Genomic DNA, 20,111 nt, shown 5'->3' with positions numbered 1-20,111 from the left:
TTCTACGTAACGACCACGTGACGCGATATGTCAGTGCGATTCCATCGGACAAACGGGCCGTTCGCGGCTCCATGTGCGCTTCGATAACGAATCCGCTATAACGCCCGACAATGTGATGTTTCATTGATCGACTTCATCATTTTTTCGAGCAATGGTCTCCGCCGACCGGACGTGCAGAGCGCCAATTCTTTCATGAAGGGCTGAATCGTTCGGGTGGATGTAGCCCACGGCGAAGGCATGGTCGTACCAGTCGCTGAGCCACGCGCGCAGCTTGCCGAACGTCAGGCAGCCAGGCGGCCTATCCCCATTTCCGGACGGCGCTGGCCCGGCGGAAAAACGTGCCAAGTGCCGTCGCCATGGCGAAAGAAGAAGAGTGAAAACATCCCGGTCGGCCGATCGATTTGAATGCGCACGCGACATTTTCCATTCGATAGACGATGAATCGATGCTATGGAGATCGGTGCGTGCGTCCAATCGGCGCCGGAGGAATGTCGTCCCAGGAAATGCTGGTTTCAGCCGTCAGGACTTCCTGAATCAGAACCAGCATGCAGAACGGCATTTAAGGCAATGCTTATGTGGAATGCCGGGAAATTCGCGGCGTACGACATGTCGCGGCTATGATATAGATCCTGATAAAGCCGGATTGATCGAACATGACAGACTCTGTATTGAAAGATGTCGAAGCCCCTGTGCGGGAAAGTGACAACAGCCTTGTGTGGTCGGACGCACGACTACTCGGCTTCACGCCGATGGATGACGTGCATAAGGAATTCTATGAAGTCGCGCTACGGCTCGTGACCTGCACCGATGCGAGCGCCCTTGCCGCAATCGACGAATTCGAAAAACACGCCGTCAGCCATTTCGAGCAGGAAGACGAATGGATGCGCACGACAAACTTTCCCCCGCGCGACTGCCACATCGAAGAGCACGAAGCCGTGCTGAATTCAGTCCGAGACGTTAAAGCCGCGGTCGAAGCAGGGCAGGCCGGTTGCGCGCTGGTGCATGACATCGGCATGCATCTGTACAACTGGTTTCCGGGACACGCCGACTACCTGGATTCGGCGCTTGCTGCATGGATGACGAAACAGACGATGGGTGGAAAGCCTGTTGTCTTAAGACGGACGATTTGAAGAAAAAGCTGCAGGGATTTCTCTCTGCAGCCCTTCAGCTCTCCGAGCGTTGATGCTTCGCGCGTTCGGAATTCTTGCTGACCTGCGGCTTCCGTCAACGCATCGTCGCTACCTTCCTCCAGCGAAATATTCCGGGTTTCGCGTCCCTTGACCCACCAGATCGCGGCGGCAACCGGACCGGGCAGCGCAAGCGCCAGCAGTACGAGCAATGGTGCGGAAGGTGCGCCCGTCGTGCTGAAGGCACTCGTCAGCAGTCGCAGCGTAACCATTGGCCCACTCGACCGAAAGCAATGGGCACGCCCAAACCCGAGGCGCGCAACCCCGTCGGCAGGATTTCAGCGGAAACCGCGGAAGCCGAGATATAGCCCCACGTGCTCGTCAAGAAGTAAATTATGCCTTTTTCACGTAGGCGTTACACCACCCTTTTGCGTCGACCAGCTTGCCCCCGTAGGTCGGACACGGCCCATTCGTGGAACCGGGTTTGCCTTGATACAGTTGGCAATTGGCGCAGGTCTGCCCTGTCTGGTACCGAGGGAATTTCGACCTGTCGACCTTCGATGCGTCCATCTTGTATCCGAGGGCCTGTGCGGTCGGATCGTTTTCGGCCAGCACAGGCGCGTCCGCGTTTGACTTTGTCGAGAGAACCGTCGTTGAGGCAACGGATGCGGCAAGTATCATGAAATGACGGCGAGAGAGCGACACGATCGAAACTCCTTTCGAGACACAATCAGACGGTGACAAAGTGACGGTGGACCGGTCAATCGCAAACCGCCTCGTCATAACATGAGCAATCAGCATACCTTTCGATTGTCGAACACCCCTTTCGCAGCCGGCCTGTCGGTTGAAATATCACATGCGATATATTGAAAGCCGAGGCATGACCGAGCCACGGAGGGTCGATCGTGGAACGGGATGTGATGCAGAAGCTGATCGGTACGAGGAGCACGATATGAAGATGACCTTGCGCGGCCCGCTATCGTTGTGAACCGGACCAAAGCGAAGTCCGGAGAACTCCAGAAGCGGCCCTGGGTCTCGCGCCGAGTTTTCGGCTGTGAGACCGCGCTCGCTTGAGTGCGCTGTGCCGCGTTACTCTCGTGTCATCCGTCTACCGGCGAACGCATGTCATTGCGGCTTGAGGTGCAGATCGTTGGTCACGGATCGCACCCCCGGCACGCCGTGGGTCACCGCAAGTGCTTTCAGAATCTGTGCCTCTGAATCCACGTATCCCGACAACTGCACGACGCCTCGATACGTTGCCACGCTCATCGGTAACGATCGTAGCGCGGGGTCCGCGACAAGCGCCTGCTTCACCCGGCGGGCGAGCGTAGCGTCGTCAGTGGCGATTGCGCCCGGCGCGGTCGCGGAGGGTGTCGCCGTCGCCGTCGACTTACAGCCGTTGGTGAACACGAGCGCGGGCAACGCGAACATCGCGACGATCAGCAACCGGCCTTTGATGTATGGCGCGTTTCGCATGTCGGGTATGACATCCAAATTCGTTCATTCGTACATTCACTTCGTCTAAACGAAGCGATCCGGCTTGCAGGCGAGATGCCGGGTTGTGGCGACTTCGCCTTCGCGTTGTTCCTTTGGCGTTAGCTGTGCGTTGCCTGAGTTGGACTGCATACACGAATCTTGCCGTCCCCATTGTCGAGTATACGGCGTCGGGCGGCACAGCACGGCGTGCGACGCTTCACAACGCGACTACGCAGAGCGCCGCGAACATCATCGCGTCTCGCACCTCCGTGAAAACCTCCAATGCCACAGCCGGCGCTTTGACGATTTGACCACGCATCCCCAAAGGTGGCGGTTATTCGACGTCGAAGAGCAGTAAATGCCGGCGTTGAAACCACGCCAATCCTGGCTGCAGGCATTCCAACCCACGTCCTTCTCGATGGTCATGGCGACATTCTGGATTCCTCCGCTTGCCGCGCTTTTTATCGAGAAGCACGTGATCATCGGCGAGCCAGTTCGTTATACGGCGGGTGAATGGTCCGTCGTCTTTCCACTCGGCATGTACTCCGCGGCGACCTGCCTGTACGCTGAGGCCACTCAGCTTCACTTTCAGATCAGCTCTAGCTCGAAGCTCTTGGAACGTCGCCTTCGTTGAACACTACGAGACCAGAGAACGAGAAAAAAATGTTGAGCATGTTCGCGCATCGGGCGTCGCGGAACACACAGAAAGCCTGACCTTCTGCAACGGGACGCCGGGTGCTTTCCATAATCTCAAAGTTTGCATAATCGGCCGAAGCGGTCATCTGCACGGCTCGTGAATCGCGCTGGACTAATGGCCGGTTTCGCGCAAAGCCGATGGTCATCGTCAAGCCGCCTCTGCCACTGGTCCTTGCGCAGCGCCCTGGGGCAACGTCCCAGGTATAACGGTCATCCATGCGGGCGCCCCGATCTGAGCGACGCTCAGAACGCGTGGCGCATGCCCAGCATGACCGCCGTGGTTCCCATGCCTGGCGCCACCGGCTGGCCATAGGTAATCGATTGGGTCATATTTCCGTGATTGTTGACCCAACCCACCTGCCCATAAACCAGCGAGGTTTTGGACAGGCTGTATTCGGCGCCACCAGCGACCTCAAGCGATGTGTTCTTCGAGTTGTTGCGGTCCTTGAGGTAATAGATCCCGCTGGTCACCTTCACCGCCGGCGAGACCTGATAGCCGAGACCGCCCGAATACAGGTCGAGGCTCGTCCCGCCGAACGGATTCGCTGCATTCTTCGTCGCGGGGTTAGCGCCGTTGCTATACGACGCCGACATCGAGATGCCATTGAGCGTCGTATATTTCGCCCCCAGATACCAGAAGCGGTTGTTCTGGAGCCCGGTGGGGATCGTCGTCGCTCCAGGGTTGGTGTCATGTCCGCTGTAGTACACGGCCGAGAGATTGAGACCGTAGTTCGAGTACTTCAGCACCGCCGACTCACGCGTGCCGCCCTGGAAGCTCCCCGCCACACCGCCCGGCGCATATTCAAGCAAGCCCGACACGCCGTGAAATTTCGGTGACTCATAGACGATCGCATTGCTGTCGTACAGTGCGCCGATCGGCCCGTTGGTGCTGGTACCCTGCCAGCCTGCCGCAGTATTCATGCCGATCCACGCGGTCAGGATGCTGCCGAAGTAATTCGCCGAGCGGACGTCGGTTTCAGCCATTGCATAGGCCATCGGCACGATCTGCCGACCCGCGTTGATGGAGCCGAACGGGCTGGACACGCCGACAGTCGCCACCTGGTTGAAGATCGCGGTGGCACCCGCCGTATCGGCAAGACCCGGCTTGCCGGTGCCGCTGTCGAAGGAACCTTGCAGCTTGAAGTTGACGTAATAGCCGCCGCCAATGTCTTCGGTGCCCTTCATGCCCCAGATACTCGAGTAGATACCGCCATCCTTGTAGCGATAGACCGCCCCGAGGTTCTTCGCCGCCGGACTGAACGAGGCCGCAGCGGTGCTTTGATATAACAGCCCCGAATCGACGACGCCGTACAGCGTCACCGACGATTGCGCATAAGTGGTGCTTCCCATTGCAGCGAACGTGGCCGCTGCGATCCAGTTCAACTTCATTGCGTCTCCAGTTTTATTGCTTTAAAAGGCCCGTAACCACTTGCATCGACACCCAACACAACAGAGGCTGCCTGCCCACTCATGAAAGCAGCAGATAGTCCTGAAACGCATCGCGCAGCTGGTTCTTCAACACCTTGCCGGTGGCACCAAGCGGCACCGCATCGACAAACACGACTGCGTCCGGGGTCCACCATTTCGCGATTTTTCCTTCGAAGAACGCCAGCAGTTCTTCTGCGCTCACTTGTGCCTCAGGCCGCTTCACGGCGAGCAGCAGCGGCCGCTCGTCCCACTTCGGATGCCGTGCCGCAATGCAGGCCGCACTCGCTATGGCGGGGTGCGCTACTGCGATGTTCTCGATTTCGATCGAGCTGATCCACTCGCCGCCCGACTTGATCACGTCCTTGCTGCGGTCGGTGATCTGCATGAAGCCGTCAGCGTCGATGGTCGCGACATCGCCAGTCGGAAACCAGCCGTGCGTCTCGGCGTCGATGCGCAGCGGGTTTCCGCCTTCGTTGCGGAAATAGTTGCGCACCACCCATGGACCGCGCACCAGCAGTTCGCCCGAAGTCACGCCATCCCACGGCAGTTCGTGACCGTCTGCGCCGACAATTTTAATATCGACGCCAAACACGGCACGCCCCTGTTTCGATTGCACAGCGCAGCGCTCTTCGGCGTTCATCGCCAGGTGTCTGGCTTTCATCGCGCCGACCGTCCCGAGCGGACTCAGTTCGGTCATGCCCCACGCGTGCAATACCTCAACGTCATAGTCATCCTGAAACTTGCGCAGCATCGTGGATGGACAGGCTGCGCCGCCAATAACGGTGCGCTTCATGGTCGAGAATTTCAGGCCAGCCTGTTCGAGGTGGGTCAGCAGGCCTTGCCATACCGTTGGCACACCGGCCGCAAATGTGACCTGCTCGGTTTCAAGAAGCTCGTAGAGCGACTTGCCGTCCATCCCGGGGCCCGGGAAAACCAGCTTGGCGCCGACCATGCACGCGACGTACGGAATCCCCCATGCATTGACATGGAACATCGGCACGACCGGCAGGATCACGTCGCGCGCCGAGCAGTTCAGCGCATCGGGCAGGGCCGCGGCATAGGTATGCAGCAGCGCGGAGCGATGGGAGTACAGCACGCCCTTCGGGTTTCCCGTCGTGCCCGACGTGTAGCACAGCGTGCAGGCGGTATCCTCGTCGAAGTTCGGCCACTCGTATGCGGCAGAACTCCGCTCGAGCAGATCCTCGTAGCACAGCAGGTTGACGATGTCAGTATCCCGCGGCATATGTGCGAGGTCGGTCATCGCGATGAACGCCTTGACCGTCTTGCAGCGACCGGCAATGGCCTTGACCAGCGGCAGGAACGTCAGGTCGAAGAACAGATACTGGTCCTCCGCATGGTCGACGATGTAGGCGATCTGGTCCACGTGCAGGCGCGGATTGATCGTATGCATCACCGCTCCCATGCCGGATATGCCGTAGTAGAGCTCCATGTGGCGATAACCGTTCCATGCCAGCGTGCCGATGCGGTCAGACTCCTTGACGCCGAGACGGGTGAGCGCGTTGGCCATCTGCCGGGCGCGGCGGTGACAGTCGCGAAACGTATAGCGATGGATGTCACCCTCTACCCGGCGCGACACGATCTCCGTACCGCCATGGTGACGATCGGCATGCACGATCAACGAGGAAATCAACAACCGTTTTTGAAGCATCAAACCGTTCATTTCGTCAGTCCATTCTCTAGAAGAGGGGCGCAGGGCGCCCCCGCCCGCGACACCTTTGCGCTTCCACGGCATTCAAGCAATTCAGCAAGGTCGGCCTTTTGCAGATCGTTCATCTGTTCCCAGAGGCCTATCTCGATGGGCGTTCTCCAGCATCCTTGTCAGAACTTATTGTTCTGGTCCATCCTGCAAATATTGATGCAGGGATTTCCAACGGCTTCGCGTGGAGTCATGCGGCGCTTGCGGTCAAATCACTGCGCCGCCGTTCGGGCTGATTACCTGGCCGACGAGGTAGTGATCGCCGGCGAGGTAGGTCACCATCGACGCGTACTCCTCCATCGTCCCAAGGCGTCCAGCTGGGCACACTTGCCAGAACTGGTTGCGCTTTTCCTCGCCGGCGGCTTCGAAGTACTTCGTGAACTCGGGAGTGGCCACGCCTCCCGGCGCCATCGCATTGACGAAAATGTTGGCACCAGCCACTTCGGCCGCAACCGACTTCGTGAAGGCGACCACCGCGCCTTTGGTCGCGCTGTAGTGCGGGCTATGCGCGCTCATCGCGGAGATACCGGCAATCGACGCGATGTTGACGATCTTGCCGTCGCGCTGCGGCTCCATCAGCTTGAGCGCCTCGCGCGTGCAATAGAACAGGCCGTGCACATTGACGTCCCAGTATCGATGCCACTCTTCATCGCTGATGTTGCTGGTGAAACCCAGCGACTTGCGCGGCACCGGCGTGGTCAGATACGCGTAATGCCTGTTGCGGCGCTCGGTATCGACTGGTCTCGCGGGCACGAGCGCAGCGTTGTTGACCAGGATGTGCAGCGTGCCGAAGCGCTCGGCGATGGCGGCGAACAGACTGGCGACTTCGCTGCTGGACGACACGTCGCAGCGCCGCGCAAGACACTGTGCACCAACTGCTTCCACTGCCGCGCGCGTCTGTTCCAGTGCCGGCGTGTCGATATCGCAGATGGCGACTCGCGCACCTGCGCGGGCCAGGTCGATGGCGATCGCACCGCCCATGCCGCGACCGGCACCGGTGACGAGGGCCACACGCCCTTCCAGATTCTGACGTTGGTTTTGCATCTTGATTACCTCGCAGGTTGTATGTTTTCCATCGCAGCCGCGCGTTGCCGGCCTGTGGCGCGTGCCGCGAGTGCGAAGAACAGGGCTGAGCTGATCGCCAGCACGTCGGTGGCGATCAGCACGCCAGTCAGAGGAGCGGTTGCCCCAGCCTCGATGAAATGGTCGGCGACCATGCCGACAACCATGTTGCCAATGGCGAACGCGAAGACATTGATCGACAGCATCGTGAAACCGAAGATCGTCGAGCGCATTTTCTGCGGCGCCATGCTCGTGATGGCAGCAGCAGCCGGACCATATACCGCCAGCGGCAGGAAGAATCCGGCGCACATGCCGATGTAGAACAGCGGCGAACCGGCCGGCACGAAACGGTACGCCAGCATCATCGGCGCGCAGATCACGACGAGCAGCGCCATGAAACTCGCGCGTCCTCCCCGCAATTTCGCAGCAAGGCGATCGGCCATTACACCGCCCACTAGCGCGCCAAGCGTTCCGAACGCCAGTTGCAGCACGCCGATCCGGGTCGCAATCCCGGCTGCGTTCATGCCACGCTCGTTGACCAGCCACAACTGCGTGAACGAAAAGCTGGCAAACACCAGGTGGACCAGCACGAAGCCGACGATCGTGAAACACAGTGCGCGATCGCTGCCGACGGTACGCATCACCGCGAGCGCCTGCGGCACGAAGGGCGCGCCGCGCTCCTGCGGTGCGAGCCTGCTGCGGTCTTCCTTTAGAAGCCCCAGCGGCAACGCGATGGCAATGCCGAGGATGCCCAGCACATAGAACGTGGTCCGCCAGCCATGCGTGGCGCCGAAGCTGCCGGCAAGCAGGAAGCTGCAACCGACGCCTAGAGGAATTCCCATGAAGAACAACCCCATGGCGGTGCCGCGCCGCTTCTCGGAGAAGAGTTCAGTCAGCAGGGCCGCGGCAGCAGGTACCAGTGCCGCCTCGCCGCTAGCAACGAAAAAGCGCGCGATCGCCAGTTGCTCGAAGGTCTGCGCGTGGCCCGAGGCCAGCGTGCACGCGCTCCAGATCAGCACGCCGGCGGCGATGACCCGTGGACGGCTGAAGCGGTCCGCAAGGGAACCCATCACCATCGCCATCACGCCGAAGCTCATCACCCATACTGCACCGACCAGAAAGCCGTATTGCGCATTGCTGAGCGCCAGATCCTTGACAATCTGCGGCGAGAAACCGAGCAGCATATTGCGATCGATGTGCGCCAGCAGGTGGATCACCATGAGCGACACCAGAACTGCAGGGGGGCTTTTCTTCCAGAACATCATCTGTCTCCGTGCCTGAGGGATTCACTGCAAGCGAGGCGGAATGCGATACGCTGCCGCAGCCCGTCTCGTCACCCCCGATCAGGCGACCTTGCGTGCGGGTACGTCGCGTTGAACGGTTGTCCGGTTTGGCGGCATGCGCAAGTTGTCCAGCGTCTCATCGACCGAGCCCCATTGCGTGCCGGTCTGATAGATGCGGTGAGCGTCTTCGCCGCTCGCGATATCGCGGTTGAGTTCACGCGCAATGCGAACGATCTTCTGGATCTGCTGCACCGAAGTCGCCCGTTCCCCGTTGGGACCGAAGAGCGTGTCTTCGATACCGACCCGTACGTGCAGGCCCAAGGCGATGGCCAGCGTATTCATCGGCACCACGTTCCGGTTCAGCGTTTCGAACGTGAGCACCGCGCCGTCCGGCGTACGGCGGGCGAACTCGATCATGTCGGCGGGATGCAGCCCGGCCGCACCGCCACCGATTGCCACGTAATTGAGGTTCAGTGGACCGCTATACGCGCCGTTGCGGATCAGGCGCTCGAGCGTTTCCAGTTGCGCCAGATTCCCCAGCATGAACTGCGGCTGGATGCCGTTGGCGACGAGACGCCTGATGTGTTCGACGTGCCACGACGGATTGGACGGCACAATCATGTCGCGGTAAGCCGCCTGGAGCGCCGGATTCATGAGCGAGGTGCCCGCGATGTCAGCCTCGGTCATCAGTTCCATTACGTTCATCTGGCTGGTGTTGATCGCGACGGTGACCTGATCCGGCCGCGGGTCCAACTCCGCGAGCATATGACGCGTATCGTCGTTCTGCCATTTGGCGGCTTCGCCTTCATTCTCAGGCGCGAACGAGATCGAGCCGCCGACTTGCAGCACCATGTTCGGCACCGCGTCGCGCAGGCGCGCCAGCATCTCGTTGAACTTCGACAGGCGCTTGCTGCCCTTGCCGTCCTCTTCGCGCACGTGCACGTGCAGCACGGTCGCGCCTGCGTTGTAGCAGTCGACGGCTTTCTGGACCTGCTCGTCCATCGTGACCGGAATATCGTCCGAATCGCCGGGAATCCATTGCGGGCCATACGGCGCGACCTGAATCACGAGTTTTTCCTGGTTCTCAGGCAGCAGGGAGTCGTCTAGAAAATGCATGTTTGTGTTCCTATTAAGGAATGCGTGGAGTGGTGAGGCTGGATGTCAGGCAGCGGCCTGCGCACCCTCGCCCTTTGCCGTCTCGAAGGCGGCCAGTTCTTCCAGCAGGATCGGCGCGCCGAGGCTGCTCGAATGGATGCCGAGGACGCTCACCGCTTGCAGCACCGCGGCGATCTCCTGCTGGGTGGCGCCCAGCTCGATCGCCTTGCGGATGTGACGGCGTGTGCCCGGCGCATACATATGCGTGCAGGACGCATCGACGGCGATAGCGAGGAACTCGAACACTTTCGGTTCCAGCACGCCCGAGATCACGGGGTGCATGCCCATCGCCATGAATTTCTCGGCCCAGATGGGATCGAGTTGCGCAATTGCGTCCCAGGCGGGATTCCAGTTACCCGTAACGCGCAATTGATCGCTGACCGGTGTGGCGCTGCTAGTCTCATTGCTCATCGTTCGTCTCCTCGATATGTGCGAATCGCGCGGCGCATGAGCGTCATGCGTCTACGGAAGCAAGTATCCGGGGCGGGCCGATTGCCGTTTGACATTCCGGGACAACTAATTTACATTTTGGGACAGCATGGGAAAACCATATGTCCTATCTGCTGCGTAGTGCGGCGCTGACCAATTACGTCGAAGTGGCCCGTTCGGTAGGTCTCGATCCCTATCGCAAGCTGGCTGATGCCGGCATCAACCGGTCTGTGCTGCTGGACCCCGACATCATGATTCCAGCCGAAGCTGTGGCGAGGCTTCTGGAGACATCGGCGCGCGCCGCTGCCATCGAGGATTTCGGGCTACGCATGGCCGAGACGCGTGAACTCTCCAACCTTGGTTCGCTCGGTTTCGTGATGCGTGAACAGCCGACCTTGCGCCGCGCGCTCGGATCGATGGCGCACTACCTGAGGCTGCAGAACGAAGCGGTCGTCATGCGCATCGAGGAAACGGCAGGGCTGGCCATCATCCGCGAAGAACTCATGGGCGTTGTGCCCGGCTCGATGCGCCAGGCAACAGAGTTGGTGCTCGCTGTGTTGTTCCGGTTACTGAGCATGGTGCTCGGCGCCAGCTGGAAGCCCCGCACCATCTGTTTCACGCACAGTGCTCCAGCCAGCGTCGCCATGCATACGCGCGTATTTGGCGCTCCAGTCGAATTCAACCAGGATTTCGACGGCATCGTGTGCGTCACATCCGATCTCGACGCCGCGATTCCGGCTTACGATCCGGTCATGGCCCAGCAGGTACGCCGGTATCTGGATTCGATGCTGCTGCAGACCAACGCGACGATGTCCGACAAGGTCACGAAACTGGTCGTCGCGCTGCTACCGTCCGGCACCTGTTCGGTCGATCGGATCGCGCAGCACCTGGGCGTGGATCGCAGGACCGTGCATCGCCATCTCGCCCAGCATGGCGACAGCTATTTGTCGATTGTCGATACGGTGCGGGCCGGACTGGTGATGCGATATGTCGATAACGCCGACCGGCCGCTGTCCGAAGTCGCGGCGCTGGTGGGCTTCTCGTCGTTGAGCGCATTCTCGCGCTGGTTCGGCGGCCGCTTCGGTTGCAGTGTTTCGACGTGGCGAAGCAAAAATGCGCAACGAAGTGCGGGCGCCCGCGATGAGTCCGTCTAATACCAATCCAGTAGAACGCGCGTTGTTCAGCGCGACGACATCGGCAATGGACAAAGTCCTGCTCAATGTCCGCAATGGCTGGCGGATTCCGCTGAACCTGGGGCAATACGAGACACGCTATCCTCTACGGGCCATTGTGAGCTTGGTCGGTTCGGAGCGAACGGCCCGAAGGACGCGGTCTATCCCATGACCGCGATTGACGCAAATGGGAATCCGCTAACCGGAGAAATCCGGTACGTTCTGCATTTCGACCGCGAGAAGCCGCCCAAATCCTGACGACACGCCTGAATATGAGCGGTGCCGACTGCGCGCTAAACTGGGTGTGTGCTATCGAAAAGTTCGGTGGGTCGAGCGCAAGACGATGAAATTCACCCGAATGATGGTCGGCCTCGCCGTCGCGTACATGACCGTGTTAGCCGGAGTCGCCATCTTGCAGGATCGTTTTCTCTACTTCCCTCAGAAGTCCGCAATCGAGGAGGTCACCTCCGGCGGACTGCGCGCCTGGCCGACACCTGAGGCGTACAGGGGCCTCGTGGCGGAGCCGGACGGTTCCGCGCGCGCCACGGTCATCGTCTTCCATGGCAATGCGGGGCATGCCGGCCACCGCTCGTTCTATGCCGCAGCGCTCACCCGGCTCGGGCTGCGCGTGATTCTCGCTGAATATCCAGGCTACGGGCCGCGCACCGGTGCATTAGGCGAAGCGAGTCTGGTCGGCGATGCTCAACAAACCATCGCGCTCGCACATCGCCTCTATGGAGCGCCGCTGCTGCTCATCGGCGAATCGCTTGGGGCCGGCGTGGTCGCTGCGGCCGGCTCGCGTGAACGCGACAAGATCGCAGGCATGATGCTCATCACGCCATGGGATCGGCTCGAGCACGTCGCCGCTTATCACTTTCCGTGGCTGCCCGTGAGGTGGCTGCTGCGCGACCGATACGACAGCGTGACCCACCTGGCGTCGTTCGACCGCCCGATTCTCGTCGTGGTTGCGGAACGCGACAGCATCGTCCCCGCGCGCTACGGCGAGGCGCTTTACAACTCGCTGTCCGCACCGAGAAAACTCGTGGTGGTGAAGGCGGCTGACCATAACGACTGGATTGGCCACGTCGACGAAACCTGGTGGCGGGAGGCGACCGACTTCCTGCTTACGCCTTTGCATTGAAATATGAAGACGCCACCGGTCCCGTCCAGCTCGGAGCGCATCTATGTTCTCGACGCGAAGAACAGGCCTGTCGAGGTGTTCGACCACGGCGCGTGGTCGCGCTGGATGACGGAAAACGAACTGATCTTCCGCCGCACACTGCTGGACGACTACGGTGTAACGGTTACGACCCGCTTCCGTGGTGTGTCCAAACCGAAAACCGGGGAGGCATTGCTGTTCGTGACGCGCGTCGCCGGAATGCAGGCGCAAGACAACAGGAGCTACGGAGCAAGTACGCTCGATGAGGCGCTGGAGCAGCATGAGCGCATCGTGCAGAAAATCCTCCGGATAATGACGGGGCGGTGACCATCACAGCACGACGATTCTGCGGAGTCGTAACCCCCAGTAAGTCGCCGATGGCTCTGATGTGATGGACGACTCCCGCTAAGCGGCGAAAGGATTTATGCCAAAGTGCAGAAGTCGTGACGTCCACGGCAAAGGAGCGTTCATCATGAACATAGCGACTGTTGGACTGGATCTGGCCAAGAATGTTTTGCAGCTTCACGCCGTGGATCCGCAAGGCCACATGGTTGTGCACAAGCAGTTGAGACGCACGGATGTACTCCGGTATTTCGCAACGCTTGACCCGTGTGTGATCGGCATGGAAGCGTGCGGCTCGTCGCACTACTGGGGCCGCGAGCTCGCGCAGATCGGCATGCCCGAGCAGGGACTCGACGAAGCGGCCGGTCTCGTGTGCAAGAATCCGTATGCGAACCCGCGTCCCGTGGAGCGCGATGCGATCCGCGCGCTGCTGCAACGTGCGTGGCAAGGCGCCGAACCCGCCTGAGCGTTGGCCAACGCAGCGCCGCCAGAACAATCGATGGAGGAAGACATGTCGACAGACAGCAAAGACGCCGAGCAGGCCCTGACCGAGCAGGTGGTAGCAAGCTTCGCGGGCACGCCCGACGAACGGCTGCGCACGCTGATGCAAAGCCTCGTGCGGCACATGCATGCGTTCGTGCGTGAAGTCGAGCCGACCGAGGCCGAATGGATGTCGGCGATTCGCTTTCTGACCGATACCGGCAAGATGTGCGACGACCTCGTGCGTCAGGAATTCATCCTGTTGTCGGATACGCTCGGCGTGTCGATGCTCGTCGACGCGATCAATCACCGTCTCGCGACGGGCGCGACCGACACCACCGTATTCGGTCCGTTCTATATTCGCGGCATGCCCGAGCGCGCGTATGGCGAAAACATCGCGTTCACGCCGGGCACGCCCGCACTCGTGCATGGGCGCGTGTTGTCGACGGACGGAGAGCCGCTTGCCAACGCGGTGCTCGACGTCTGGCAGACCGCCGATAACGGCATGTACTCGGGGCAGGACACCGAGCAGCCGCACGGCAATCTGCGTGGACGTTTTCACACCGACGCCGAAGGCCGCTACGCGATTTCGACGATCGTGCCAGTCAGTTATCCGATTCCGACCGACGGCCCGGTCGGCCGCATGCTCGAAGCGACCGGACGGCATCCGTGGCGACCCGCGCATCTGCATTTCATGATAGATGCGCCGGGGCATCGGACACTGGTCACGCATGTGTTCGATCGCGAGGATCCGTATCTGGATTCGGACGCGGTGTTCGGCGTGAAGCCCTCGCTGATGGTCGACTATCGCGAGTGCTCCGCGGATCACGAACTCGCGCGCCGCTTCGGCTTCGATGGACCGTTCCGCGAAGCGCGCTACGACTTCATCCTCGATCGGAGTTGATGACGATGGCACGTTTTTTCGCGGTATTCGCGACCGACAAGCCCGGCATGCGCGAAGTGCGCGAACGGGTGCGTCCGGTGCATCGGACGTGGTTGCGCGGCAATACGCATCGTGGCGTGTTCGTGCGCCTCGGCGGTCCGACGCTCGCGCCGCAATGCGATGCGATGAAGATCGCCAGATCGCGGCCCGGCACCTGGCCCAGCTCGTGAAGCTTTCGATAGGCGCCGATCGCCATGCAGTCGCTCTGGAACATCAGCGCGTCAGGCGCATCGTCGAGAGCGAGCAGCGCCTCGGTCGCCAGATATCCGCCGCGCTCGGACAGCCTGTTGCGCTGCACGTATCCCGCGGGCACTTCGAGCCCGTGCCCGATGCTTGGGAGGCTAATTGAAGGGCTGCGGGCGCAGCCGGAATTTCCGCGCGTACCTGCGTTCTATACCGTGGCGGATATCTTGTCCATACAGCTTCGTTACGGCGACGCCCGCCTGGGCGTCGGGCCGCGAACCGCGCAATCCGCACTACGAATGCGAAGGCGGCAGATAGGTCATGTGCTCTTCGTCGTACAGCGCGTAGATCAGTTCGAGCATGCGCTGGATGTCGGCCGATTCGTCGAGCATGCGCATGCTCATGATGATCGGCGACACGAGGTTCTGATCGTCGAGGTCCTTGTAGGCGACGTCGCCGCGCTGCAAGCCGTACACGCTCGCCGGCACGATCGAGATGCCTTCGCCCGCGCCGACGAGGCCGAGCGCGATCTGCAATTCGCGGGTCTCGTAGAGCCGCTGCGGCTTCAGACCGCGATCGTGAAACGCGGCGAGCACCTGGTCCGCGTAACTGGGCCGTGGCGCCTTCGGGAAAATGATCAGCGTTTCGCCGGTCAGGTCGTGCAGCGACAGCACCGGCTTCGCGGCGATCAGCGGATGGCCGAGCGGCAGCGCGACGATCATCCGTTCTTCGCGCAGCACGACGCGCCGGATGCTCGGGTCTTCGTGACGGATGCGGCCGAAGCCGACGTCGATGCGGCCTTCCTTGAGCGCCTTGATCTGATCCATCGTCGACATCTCGTGCAGGCTCAGCTCGACGGTGCTGTTCTCGGTGCGAAAGCGGCGGATGATTTTCGGCAGCATGCCGTACAGCGTCGAGCCGACGAAGCCCACCGACAAACTGCGCTCGATCTTGCCGACGCGCCGCGTCATCGCCTCGATTTCCGTCGTTTGCGCGAGCAGTTGCACGGCGTGCGAATAGAAGAAGCGGCCAGCCTCGGTCAGCTTCAGCGGCCGCGAGTTGCGCTCGAACAGCTGCACGCCAAGGGTCTCTTCGAGCTGCTGGATCTGCCGGCTCAGCGGCGGCTGCGCAATATGCAGACGTTTGGCGGCCTTCGTGACATTGCATTCCTCGGCGACGGCCACGAAGTAGCGCAGATGGCGCAGTTCCATAGAAATACCTTTTAAGTATCGTCGCGATACTAAATCAGTGTTGGACGATGCAACTGGCGCAGAACTATGCTTCAGTTACCGTAGACGCCCCGCAAAATTATACCTCCCGAGCATCGATGACTCGGCCCGGTCTGAAGCGTCGGTCGGCCCCCTGGAGACGGCGCAGGCAAATCCTCGCGCATGGGATCCAAGACCTAGAAAGAGTTCAGGAGCAGCAATGAGACATGCTGATATCGCAGCCCCGATGCAAGGGTTGTCCACCGATTCCCTCAGGCACCAGGTCCCGCCTCCCGTGCCGAAGGTCGAGCGCGTGCGCGCCACGGCCTGACGCCATACGGAGGCGCACCGCCTCCGCTCCCCGACGTGAAAGACCAACCGGCCACCGGCCTCCCGGCAGGCAGGCCGCACCCTATACGCGTGCGTCGCACGCATACCAACAGTCCGAACCAGGAGACAGGCATGATTCCGATCTACCCGGATCACACTCCGCAATTGAAGAACATTGACGACTTTCTCGTGGAAGACCGCGAGCGCGGCGATTACCGCCTGCATCGCAGCGCGTTTACCGACGAGCGTCTGTTCGAACTCGAAATGCAGCACATTTTCGAGGGCAACTGGATTTACCTCGCGCACGAAAGCCAGATTCCGAACAACAACGATTACTTCACGACGTACATGGGCCGTCAGCCGGTCGTGATTGCGCGCAACCGTCAGGGCGAGCTGAACGCGTTCATCAACTCGTGCACGCATCGCGGCGCGATGCTGTGCCGCCACAAGCGCGGCAACAAGGCGACCTATACGTGCCCGTTCCACGGCTGGACCTTCAACAACAGCGGCAAGCTGCTGAAGGTCAAGGACCCCGCGGACGCCGGCTATCCCGACTGCTTCAACAAGGAAGGCTCGCACGACCTGAAGAAGCTCGCGCGCTTCGGCAACTATCGCGGCTTCCTGTTCGGCAGCCTGAGCGATGACGTGCCGCCGCTCGAGACGTTTCTCGGCGAGGCTGCGCGCATCATCGACATGATCGTCGACCAGTCGGAACAGGGCCTCGAAGTGCTGCGCGGCTCGTCGACCTACACGTACGAAGGCAACTGGAAGCTCACCGCCGAAAACGGCGCGGACGGCTATCACGTGTCGGCGGTGCACTGGAATTACGCGGCGACGACCAATCATCGCAAGGAAGAGAACGCGCGCGAAGACCAGATCCGCGCGATGGATGCCGGCAGCTGGGGCCGTCAGGGCGGCGGCTTCTACGCGTTCGAGCACGGTCACATGCTGCTGTGGACGCGCTGGGCGAATCCCGAGGACCGTCCGAACTTCAGCCGCCGCGAGGAATTCGCCGCGCGCTGCGGCGCCGAGCGCGCGGACTGGATGATCCAGAACTCGCGCAACCTGTGCCTCTACCCGAACGTGTATCTGATGGACCAGTTCGGCTCGCAGATTCGCGTGCTGCGGCCGCTGTCGGTCAACAAGACCGAGGTGACGATCTACTGCATCGCGCCGAAGGGCGAGTCCGACGAAGCGCGCTCGCGCCGCATCCGTCAATACGAGGACTTCTTCAACGTGAGCGGCATGGCCACTCCCGACGACCTCGAGGAATTCCGCGCCTGCCAGTTGGGCTACGCGGGCCGCGCGGTCGAATGGAACGACATGTGCCGCGGTTCGAAGCACTGGATCGACGGCGCGGACGAAGCCGCGCAAAAGATCGGCCTCAACCCGGTGATGAGCGGTGTGAAGACCGAGGACGAGGGCCTATACACGGTGCAGCACCGCTACTGGATCGACACGATGAAAAAGGCGCTGAACGCGCCGGGGAGCCGTGCATGAGCAACATCGCCATCACCGATATTCAGGCTTTCCTGTTCCGCGAAAGCCGTCTGCTCGACGACGAGCAATGGGACGAGTGGCTCGCCTGCTATCACCCGGACGCATCGTTCTGGATGCCGTCGTGGGACGACGAGGACAAGCTCGTCACCGATCCGCAGCGTGAGATTTCGCTGATCTACTATCCGAACCGCCAGGGCCTCGAAGACCGCGTGTTCCGCATCAAGACCGAGCGTTCGAGCGCGACGATGCCCGACACGCGCACGAGCCACAACCTGGCCAACGTCGAAGTGGAGAGCGCGGACAACGGCGTGTACACGGTGCGCTTCAACTGGCACACGCTGAGCCATCGCTACAAGACGAACTACAGCTACTTCGGCATGTCGCGCTACGTGATCGACTTCAACGGCGCGCAGCCGCAAATTTTGAGCAAGTACGTCGTGCTGAAGAACGACTACATCAATCAGGTCATCGACATCTACCACATCTAGCCGGTGCGGTTGCAGGAGACAGGTCATGGAACACACTATTGCACTTCAGTTCGAAGACGGCGTCACGCGCTTCATCAGCTGCCGCGAGAACGAAACGCTGTCGGATGCCGCTTACCGGCAGAAGATCAACATTCCGCTCGATTGCCGTGAAGGCGCGTGCGGCACCTGTCGGGGGCTGTGCGAATCGGGTGCGTACGACATGCCCGAGTCGAGCTACGTCGAAGATGCGTTGACCCCCGAGGAAGCGAGCCAGGGCTATATCCTCGCGTGCCAGACGCGGCCGCGCTCGGATCTGGTGATTCGCGTGCAGGCGTCGGCGGCGGCGTGCAAGACCGGTGTGTCGCGTTTCGAAGGCACGCTTGCGGCGGTCGAGCCGCTGTCGGATTCGACGATCCATTTCTCGATCGATATCGACGGCGCGGGCGCGCCGACCTTTCTCGCGGGTCAATACGTGAACGTCGAGATTCCGGGCGCGAGCGGCGAGAGCCGGTCGTACTCGTTCAGCTCGGCGCCGGGCGCGACGCGCGCGGCGTTCGTCGTGCGCAACGTGCCGGACGGCAAGATGAGCGGCTTTCTGAGCAACGATGCGCAGCCTGGTCAGCGGATCGGCTTCACGGGTCCGTATGGCAGCTTCTATCTGCGCGATCCGCAGCGTCCGGTGCTGTTCCTCGCGGGCGGCACCGGCATCGCACCGTTTCTGTCGATGCTCGACGTGCTGAAGGCGAGCGGCACCATGCAGCCGGTGCGCCTCGTGTACGGCGTGACCAACGACATCGATCTGGTCGCGCTCGAACAGATCGAAGAGGCGCAGCGCTCGCTGCCGAATTTCAGCTATCGCACCTGTGTCGTCGATTCCGCGAGCAGCCACGAGCGCAAGGGCTACGTGACCGCGCACGTCGACAGCGAATGGCTAAACGACGGCGACGTCGATGTCTACCTGTGCGGCCCGGTCGCGATGGTCGAAGCGGTGCAGGGCTGGCTGCGCGACAGCAGCGTCGAGCCCGTGAACTTCTACTACGAAAAATTCTCGGCGAGCAACGTAGCATGACTTCGACCTTTACCAATCGCTTCAAAGGCAAGGTGCTCGTCGTGACCGGCGCGGGCCAGGGCATCGGCCGTGGCGTCGCGTTGCGCGCGGCGCGCGAGGGCGCGGCTTTGGTGCTGGTCGACCGTTCGCCGATCGTGCACGAGGTGGCCGAAGAGATCGCACGCGAAGGCGGCGATGCGCGCGCGTTCATCGCCGACCTCGAAACCTATGCGGGCGCGGCCGCGATGACGGCCTTCGCGATCGAGGCGTTCGGCCGCATCGACGCGCTCGTCAACAACGTCGGCGGCACGATCTGGGCGAAGCCGTACGAGGAATATGAAGCAGAGCAGATCGAGGCCGAGGTGCGGCGTTCGCTGTTCCCGACGCTGTGGTGCTGCCACGCGGTGTTGCCCGCGATGCTGAAGCGCGCGAGCGGGGCAATCGTCAACGTGTCGTCGATTGCGACGCGCAGCATTTATCGCGTGCCATATGCGGCCTCGAAGGGCGGCGTCAATGCGCTGACCGCGAGCCTCGCGTTCGAGCATGCCGAACACGGCATCCGCATCAACGCGGTCGCCACCGGCGGCACCGAAGCGCCGCCGCGCCGCGTGCCGCGCAATACGGCACCGCAAAGCGAGCCGGAAGCGACGTGGTATCAGGGCATCGTCGATCAGACGATCGCGTCGAGCCTGATGCATCGCTACGGCACGATCGACGAACAGGTCGGCGCGATCCTGTTCCTCGCGTCCGATGAAGCGTCGTATATCACCGGCACCGTGCTGCCGGTCGGCGGCGGCGATCAGGGCTAGCGAGCGGCGGCCGCTGAACAATGCCGATAGGCCGCGCGGCGATCGTCCTTCATACTATCGGCCCGGAATGACTCCGCTCTCTGACGGTGACTTGCGA

22 protein-coding genes and 3 pseudogenes are annotated in these 20,111 nt (G+C 61.5%); 14 read left to right on the top strand and 11 right to left on the bottom strand.

Going from position 1 to position 20,111, the window contains the following annotated elements; genetic code table 11:
• Positions 1-120 precede the first annotated feature (120 nt).
• On the bottom strand, positions 121-474 hold the full coding sequence (locus OKW45_RS36435) for a hypothetical protein (protein ID WP_429473641.1): 354 nt from the start codon (positions 472-474) through the stop codon (positions 121-123).
• Between the two features lie 179 nt (positions 475-653).
• On the opposite strand from OKW45_RS36435, the gene OKW45_RS36430 reads away from it, so the two are divergent.
• Positions 654-1,130 carry a bacteriohemerythrin gene (locus tag OKW45_RS36430; RefSeq protein WP_184005466.1) on the top strand — a complete coding sequence of 159 codons (477 nt, stop codon included), beginning with the start codon at positions 654-656 and terminating at the stop codon, positions 1,128-1,130.
• Positions 1,131-1,520: 390 nt separating this feature from the next.
• Here OKW45_RS36430 and OKW45_RS36425 read toward each other — a convergent pair whose 3' ends face one another.
• Both OKW45_RS36425 and OKW45_RS36420 read right to left on the bottom strand, forming a co-directional pair.
• Complete coding sequence (locus OKW45_RS36425; RefSeq protein WP_085952361.1) at positions 1,521-1,832, bottom strand: high-potential iron-sulfur protein; 312 nt, start codon at positions 1,830-1,832, stop codon at positions 1,521-1,523.
• A 420-nt stretch (positions 1,833-2,252) separates the two neighbouring features.
• Positions 2,253-2,603: a BON domain-containing protein gene (locus OKW45_RS36420; RefSeq protein ID WP_429473640.1), complete on the bottom strand. Its 351-nt coding sequence runs from the start codon at positions 2,601-2,603 to the stop codon at positions 2,253-2,255.
• A gap of 358 nt (positions 2,604-2,961) precedes the next feature.
• Here OKW45_RS36420 and OKW45_RS36415 point away from each other — a divergent pair, with 358 nt between their 5' ends.
• The gene (locus OKW45_RS36415; protein ID WP_429473639.1) at positions 2,962-3,237 is read left to right on the top strand and encodes an SLAC1 family transporter; all 276 of its coding nucleotides are present in this window, start codon (positions 2,962-2,964) and stop codon (positions 3,235-3,237) included.
• On the opposite strand, the gene OKW45_RS36410 is transcribed toward OKW45_RS36415, so the two are convergent.
• From OKW45_RS36410 to OKW45_RS36400, 3 genes are all read right to left on the bottom strand, one after another.
• A complete protein-coding gene (locus OKW45_RS36410) occupies positions 3,203-3,445 on the bottom strand; it encodes a hypothetical protein (RefSeq protein WP_429474054.1) in 243 nt (80 codons plus the stop codon). The genes OKW45_RS36415 and OKW45_RS36410 overlap by 35 nt on opposite strands.
• 97 nt (positions 3,446-3,542) lie before the next feature.
• Complete coding sequence (locus OKW45_RS36405; protein WP_429473638.1) at positions 3,543-4,688, bottom strand: porin; 1,146 nt, start codon at positions 4,686-4,688, stop codon at positions 3,543-3,545.
• A gap of 79 nt (positions 4,689-4,767) precedes the next feature.
• Positions 4,768-6,408 carry a 3-(methylthio)propionyl-CoA ligase gene (locus OKW45_RS36400; RefSeq protein WP_429473637.1) on the bottom strand — a complete coding sequence of 547 codons (1,641 nt, stop codon included), beginning with the start codon at positions 6,406-6,408 and terminating at the stop codon, positions 4,768-4,770.
• Positions 6,409-6,506: 98 nt separating this feature from the next.
• Here OKW45_RS36400 and OKW45_RS36395 point away from each other — a divergent pair, with 98 nt between their 5' ends.
• Positions 6,507-6,680, top strand: a complete 174-nt coding sequence (locus OKW45_RS36395) for a hypothetical protein (protein WP_162634037.1) — start codon at positions 6,507-6,509, stop codon at positions 6,678-6,680.
• Here OKW45_RS36395 and OKW45_RS36390 read toward each other — a convergent pair.
• The 4 genes from OKW45_RS36390 to OKW45_RS36375 form a co-directional block, all read right to left on the bottom strand.
• Positions 6,652-7,488, bottom strand: a complete 837-nt coding sequence (locus tag OKW45_RS36390) for an SDR family NAD(P)-dependent oxidoreductase (protein WP_429473636.1) — start codon at positions 7,486-7,488, stop codon at positions 6,652-6,654. The two genes, OKW45_RS36395 and OKW45_RS36390, sit on opposite strands and share 29 nt — an antisense overlap.
• Positions 7,489-7,493: 5 nt before the next feature.
• Positions 7,494-8,726, bottom strand: coding sequence for an MFS transporter (locus tag OKW45_RS36385; RefSeq protein ID WP_429473635.1), 1,233 nt, complete (start codon positions 8,724-8,726; stop codon positions 7,494-7,496).
• 123 nt (positions 8,727-8,849) lie between these two features.
• Positions 8,850-9,905: a beta-keto acid cleavage family enzyme gene (locus OKW45_RS36380; protein ID WP_429473634.1), complete on the bottom strand. Its 1,056-nt coding sequence runs from the start codon at positions 9,903-9,905 to the stop codon at positions 8,850-8,852.
• A 45-nt stretch (positions 9,906-9,950) separates the two neighbouring features.
• A complete protein-coding gene (locus tag OKW45_RS36375; protein ID WP_429473633.1) occupies positions 9,951-10,355 on the bottom strand; it encodes a carboxymuconolactone decarboxylase family protein in 405 nt (134 codons plus the stop codon).
• 140 nt (positions 10,356-10,495) lie between these two features.
• On the opposite strand from OKW45_RS36375, the gene OKW45_RS36370 reads away from it, so the two are divergent.
• From OKW45_RS36370 to OKW45_RS36340, 7 genes and pseudogenes are all read left to right on the top strand, one after another.
• Positions 10,496-11,527 carry an AraC family transcriptional regulator gene (locus tag OKW45_RS36370; protein ID WP_429473632.1) on the top strand — a complete coding sequence of 344 codons (1,032 nt, stop codon included), beginning with the start codon at positions 10,496-10,498 and terminating at the stop codon, positions 11,525-11,527.
• A 361-nt stretch (positions 11,528-11,888) separates the two neighbouring features.
• On the top strand, positions 11,889-12,686 hold the full coding sequence (locus OKW45_RS36365) for an alpha/beta hydrolase (protein ID WP_429473631.1): 798 nt from the start codon (positions 11,889-11,891) through the stop codon (positions 12,684-12,686).
• A gap of 3 nt (positions 12,687-12,689) precedes the next feature.
• Positions 12,690-13,031, top strand: a complete 342-nt coding sequence (locus tag OKW45_RS36360; protein WP_018422605.1) for a hypothetical protein — start codon at positions 12,690-12,692, stop codon at positions 13,029-13,031.
• A 145-nt stretch (positions 13,032-13,176) separates the two neighbouring features.
• Positions 13,177-13,380, top strand: a pseudogene (locus tag OKW45_RS36355) (IS110 family transposase); the annotation flags it as partial.
• A pseudogene (locus OKW45_RS36350) lies at positions 13,366-13,512 on the top strand (maleylacetate reductase); the annotation flags it as partial. The pseudogenes OKW45_RS36355 and OKW45_RS36350, both read left to right, overlap by 15 nt.
• Before the next feature lie 45 nt (positions 13,513-13,557).
• Positions 13,558-14,430, top strand: coding sequence for an intradiol ring-cleavage dioxygenase (locus OKW45_RS36345; RefSeq protein ID WP_018422602.1), 873 nt, complete (start codon positions 13,558-13,560; stop codon positions 14,428-14,430).
• A gap of 5 nt (positions 14,431-14,435) precedes the next feature.
• Positions 14,436-14,597, top strand: a pseudogene (locus tag OKW45_RS36340) (YciI family protein); the annotation flags it as partial.
• 348 nt (positions 14,598-14,945) lie between these two features.
• Here OKW45_RS36340 and OKW45_RS36335 read toward each other — a convergent pair.
• On the bottom strand, positions 14,946-15,863 hold the full coding sequence (locus OKW45_RS36335) for a LysR family transcriptional regulator (protein WP_429473630.1): 918 nt from the start codon (positions 15,861-15,863) through the stop codon (positions 14,946-14,948).
• A gap of 459 nt (positions 15,864-16,322) precedes the next feature.
• On the opposite strand from OKW45_RS36335, the gene benA reads away from it, so the two are divergent.
• Genes benA through OKW45_RS36315 form a run of 4 tightly spaced genes read left to right on the top strand, consistent with a single transcriptional unit; the run spans position 16,323 to position 20,014 of the window.
• Positions 16,323-17,690: a benzoate 1,2-dioxygenase large subunit gene (gene benA / locus OKW45_RS36330; RefSeq protein ID WP_429473629.1), complete on the top strand. Its 1,368-nt coding sequence runs from the start codon at positions 16,323-16,325 to the stop codon at positions 17,688-17,690.
• A complete protein-coding gene (benB, locus tag OKW45_RS36325; RefSeq protein ID WP_018422598.1) occupies positions 17,687-18,178 on the top strand; it encodes a benzoate 1,2-dioxygenase small subunit in 492 nt (163 codons plus the stop codon). The genes benA and benB overlap by 4 nt, the downstream gene beginning before the upstream one ends.
• Positions 18,179-18,203: 25 nt before the next feature.
• On the top strand, positions 18,204-19,226 hold the full coding sequence (gene benC / locus OKW45_RS36320) for a benzoate 1,2-dioxygenase electron transfer component BenC (protein WP_429473628.1): 1,023 nt from the start codon (positions 18,204-18,206) through the stop codon (positions 19,224-19,226).
• Positions 19,223-20,014, top strand: coding sequence for a 1,6-dihydroxycyclohexa-2,4-diene-1-carboxylate dehydrogenase (locus OKW45_RS36315; protein ID WP_429473627.1), 792 nt, complete (start codon positions 19,223-19,225; stop codon positions 20,012-20,014). Before benC ends, OKW45_RS36315 begins: the two co-directional genes overlap by 4 nt.
• The last annotated feature ends 97 nt before the right edge of the window (positions 20,015-20,111 follow it).

Origin of the sequence: Paraburkholderia lebeckiae (assembly GCF_050436225.1) — a bacterium.
Taxonomy (GTDB): Bacteria; Pseudomonadota; Gammaproteobacteria; order Burkholderiales; family Burkholderiaceae; genus Paraburkholderia; species Paraburkholderia tuberum.
This window is presented reverse-complemented; position numbering and strand designations above follow the sequence as displayed.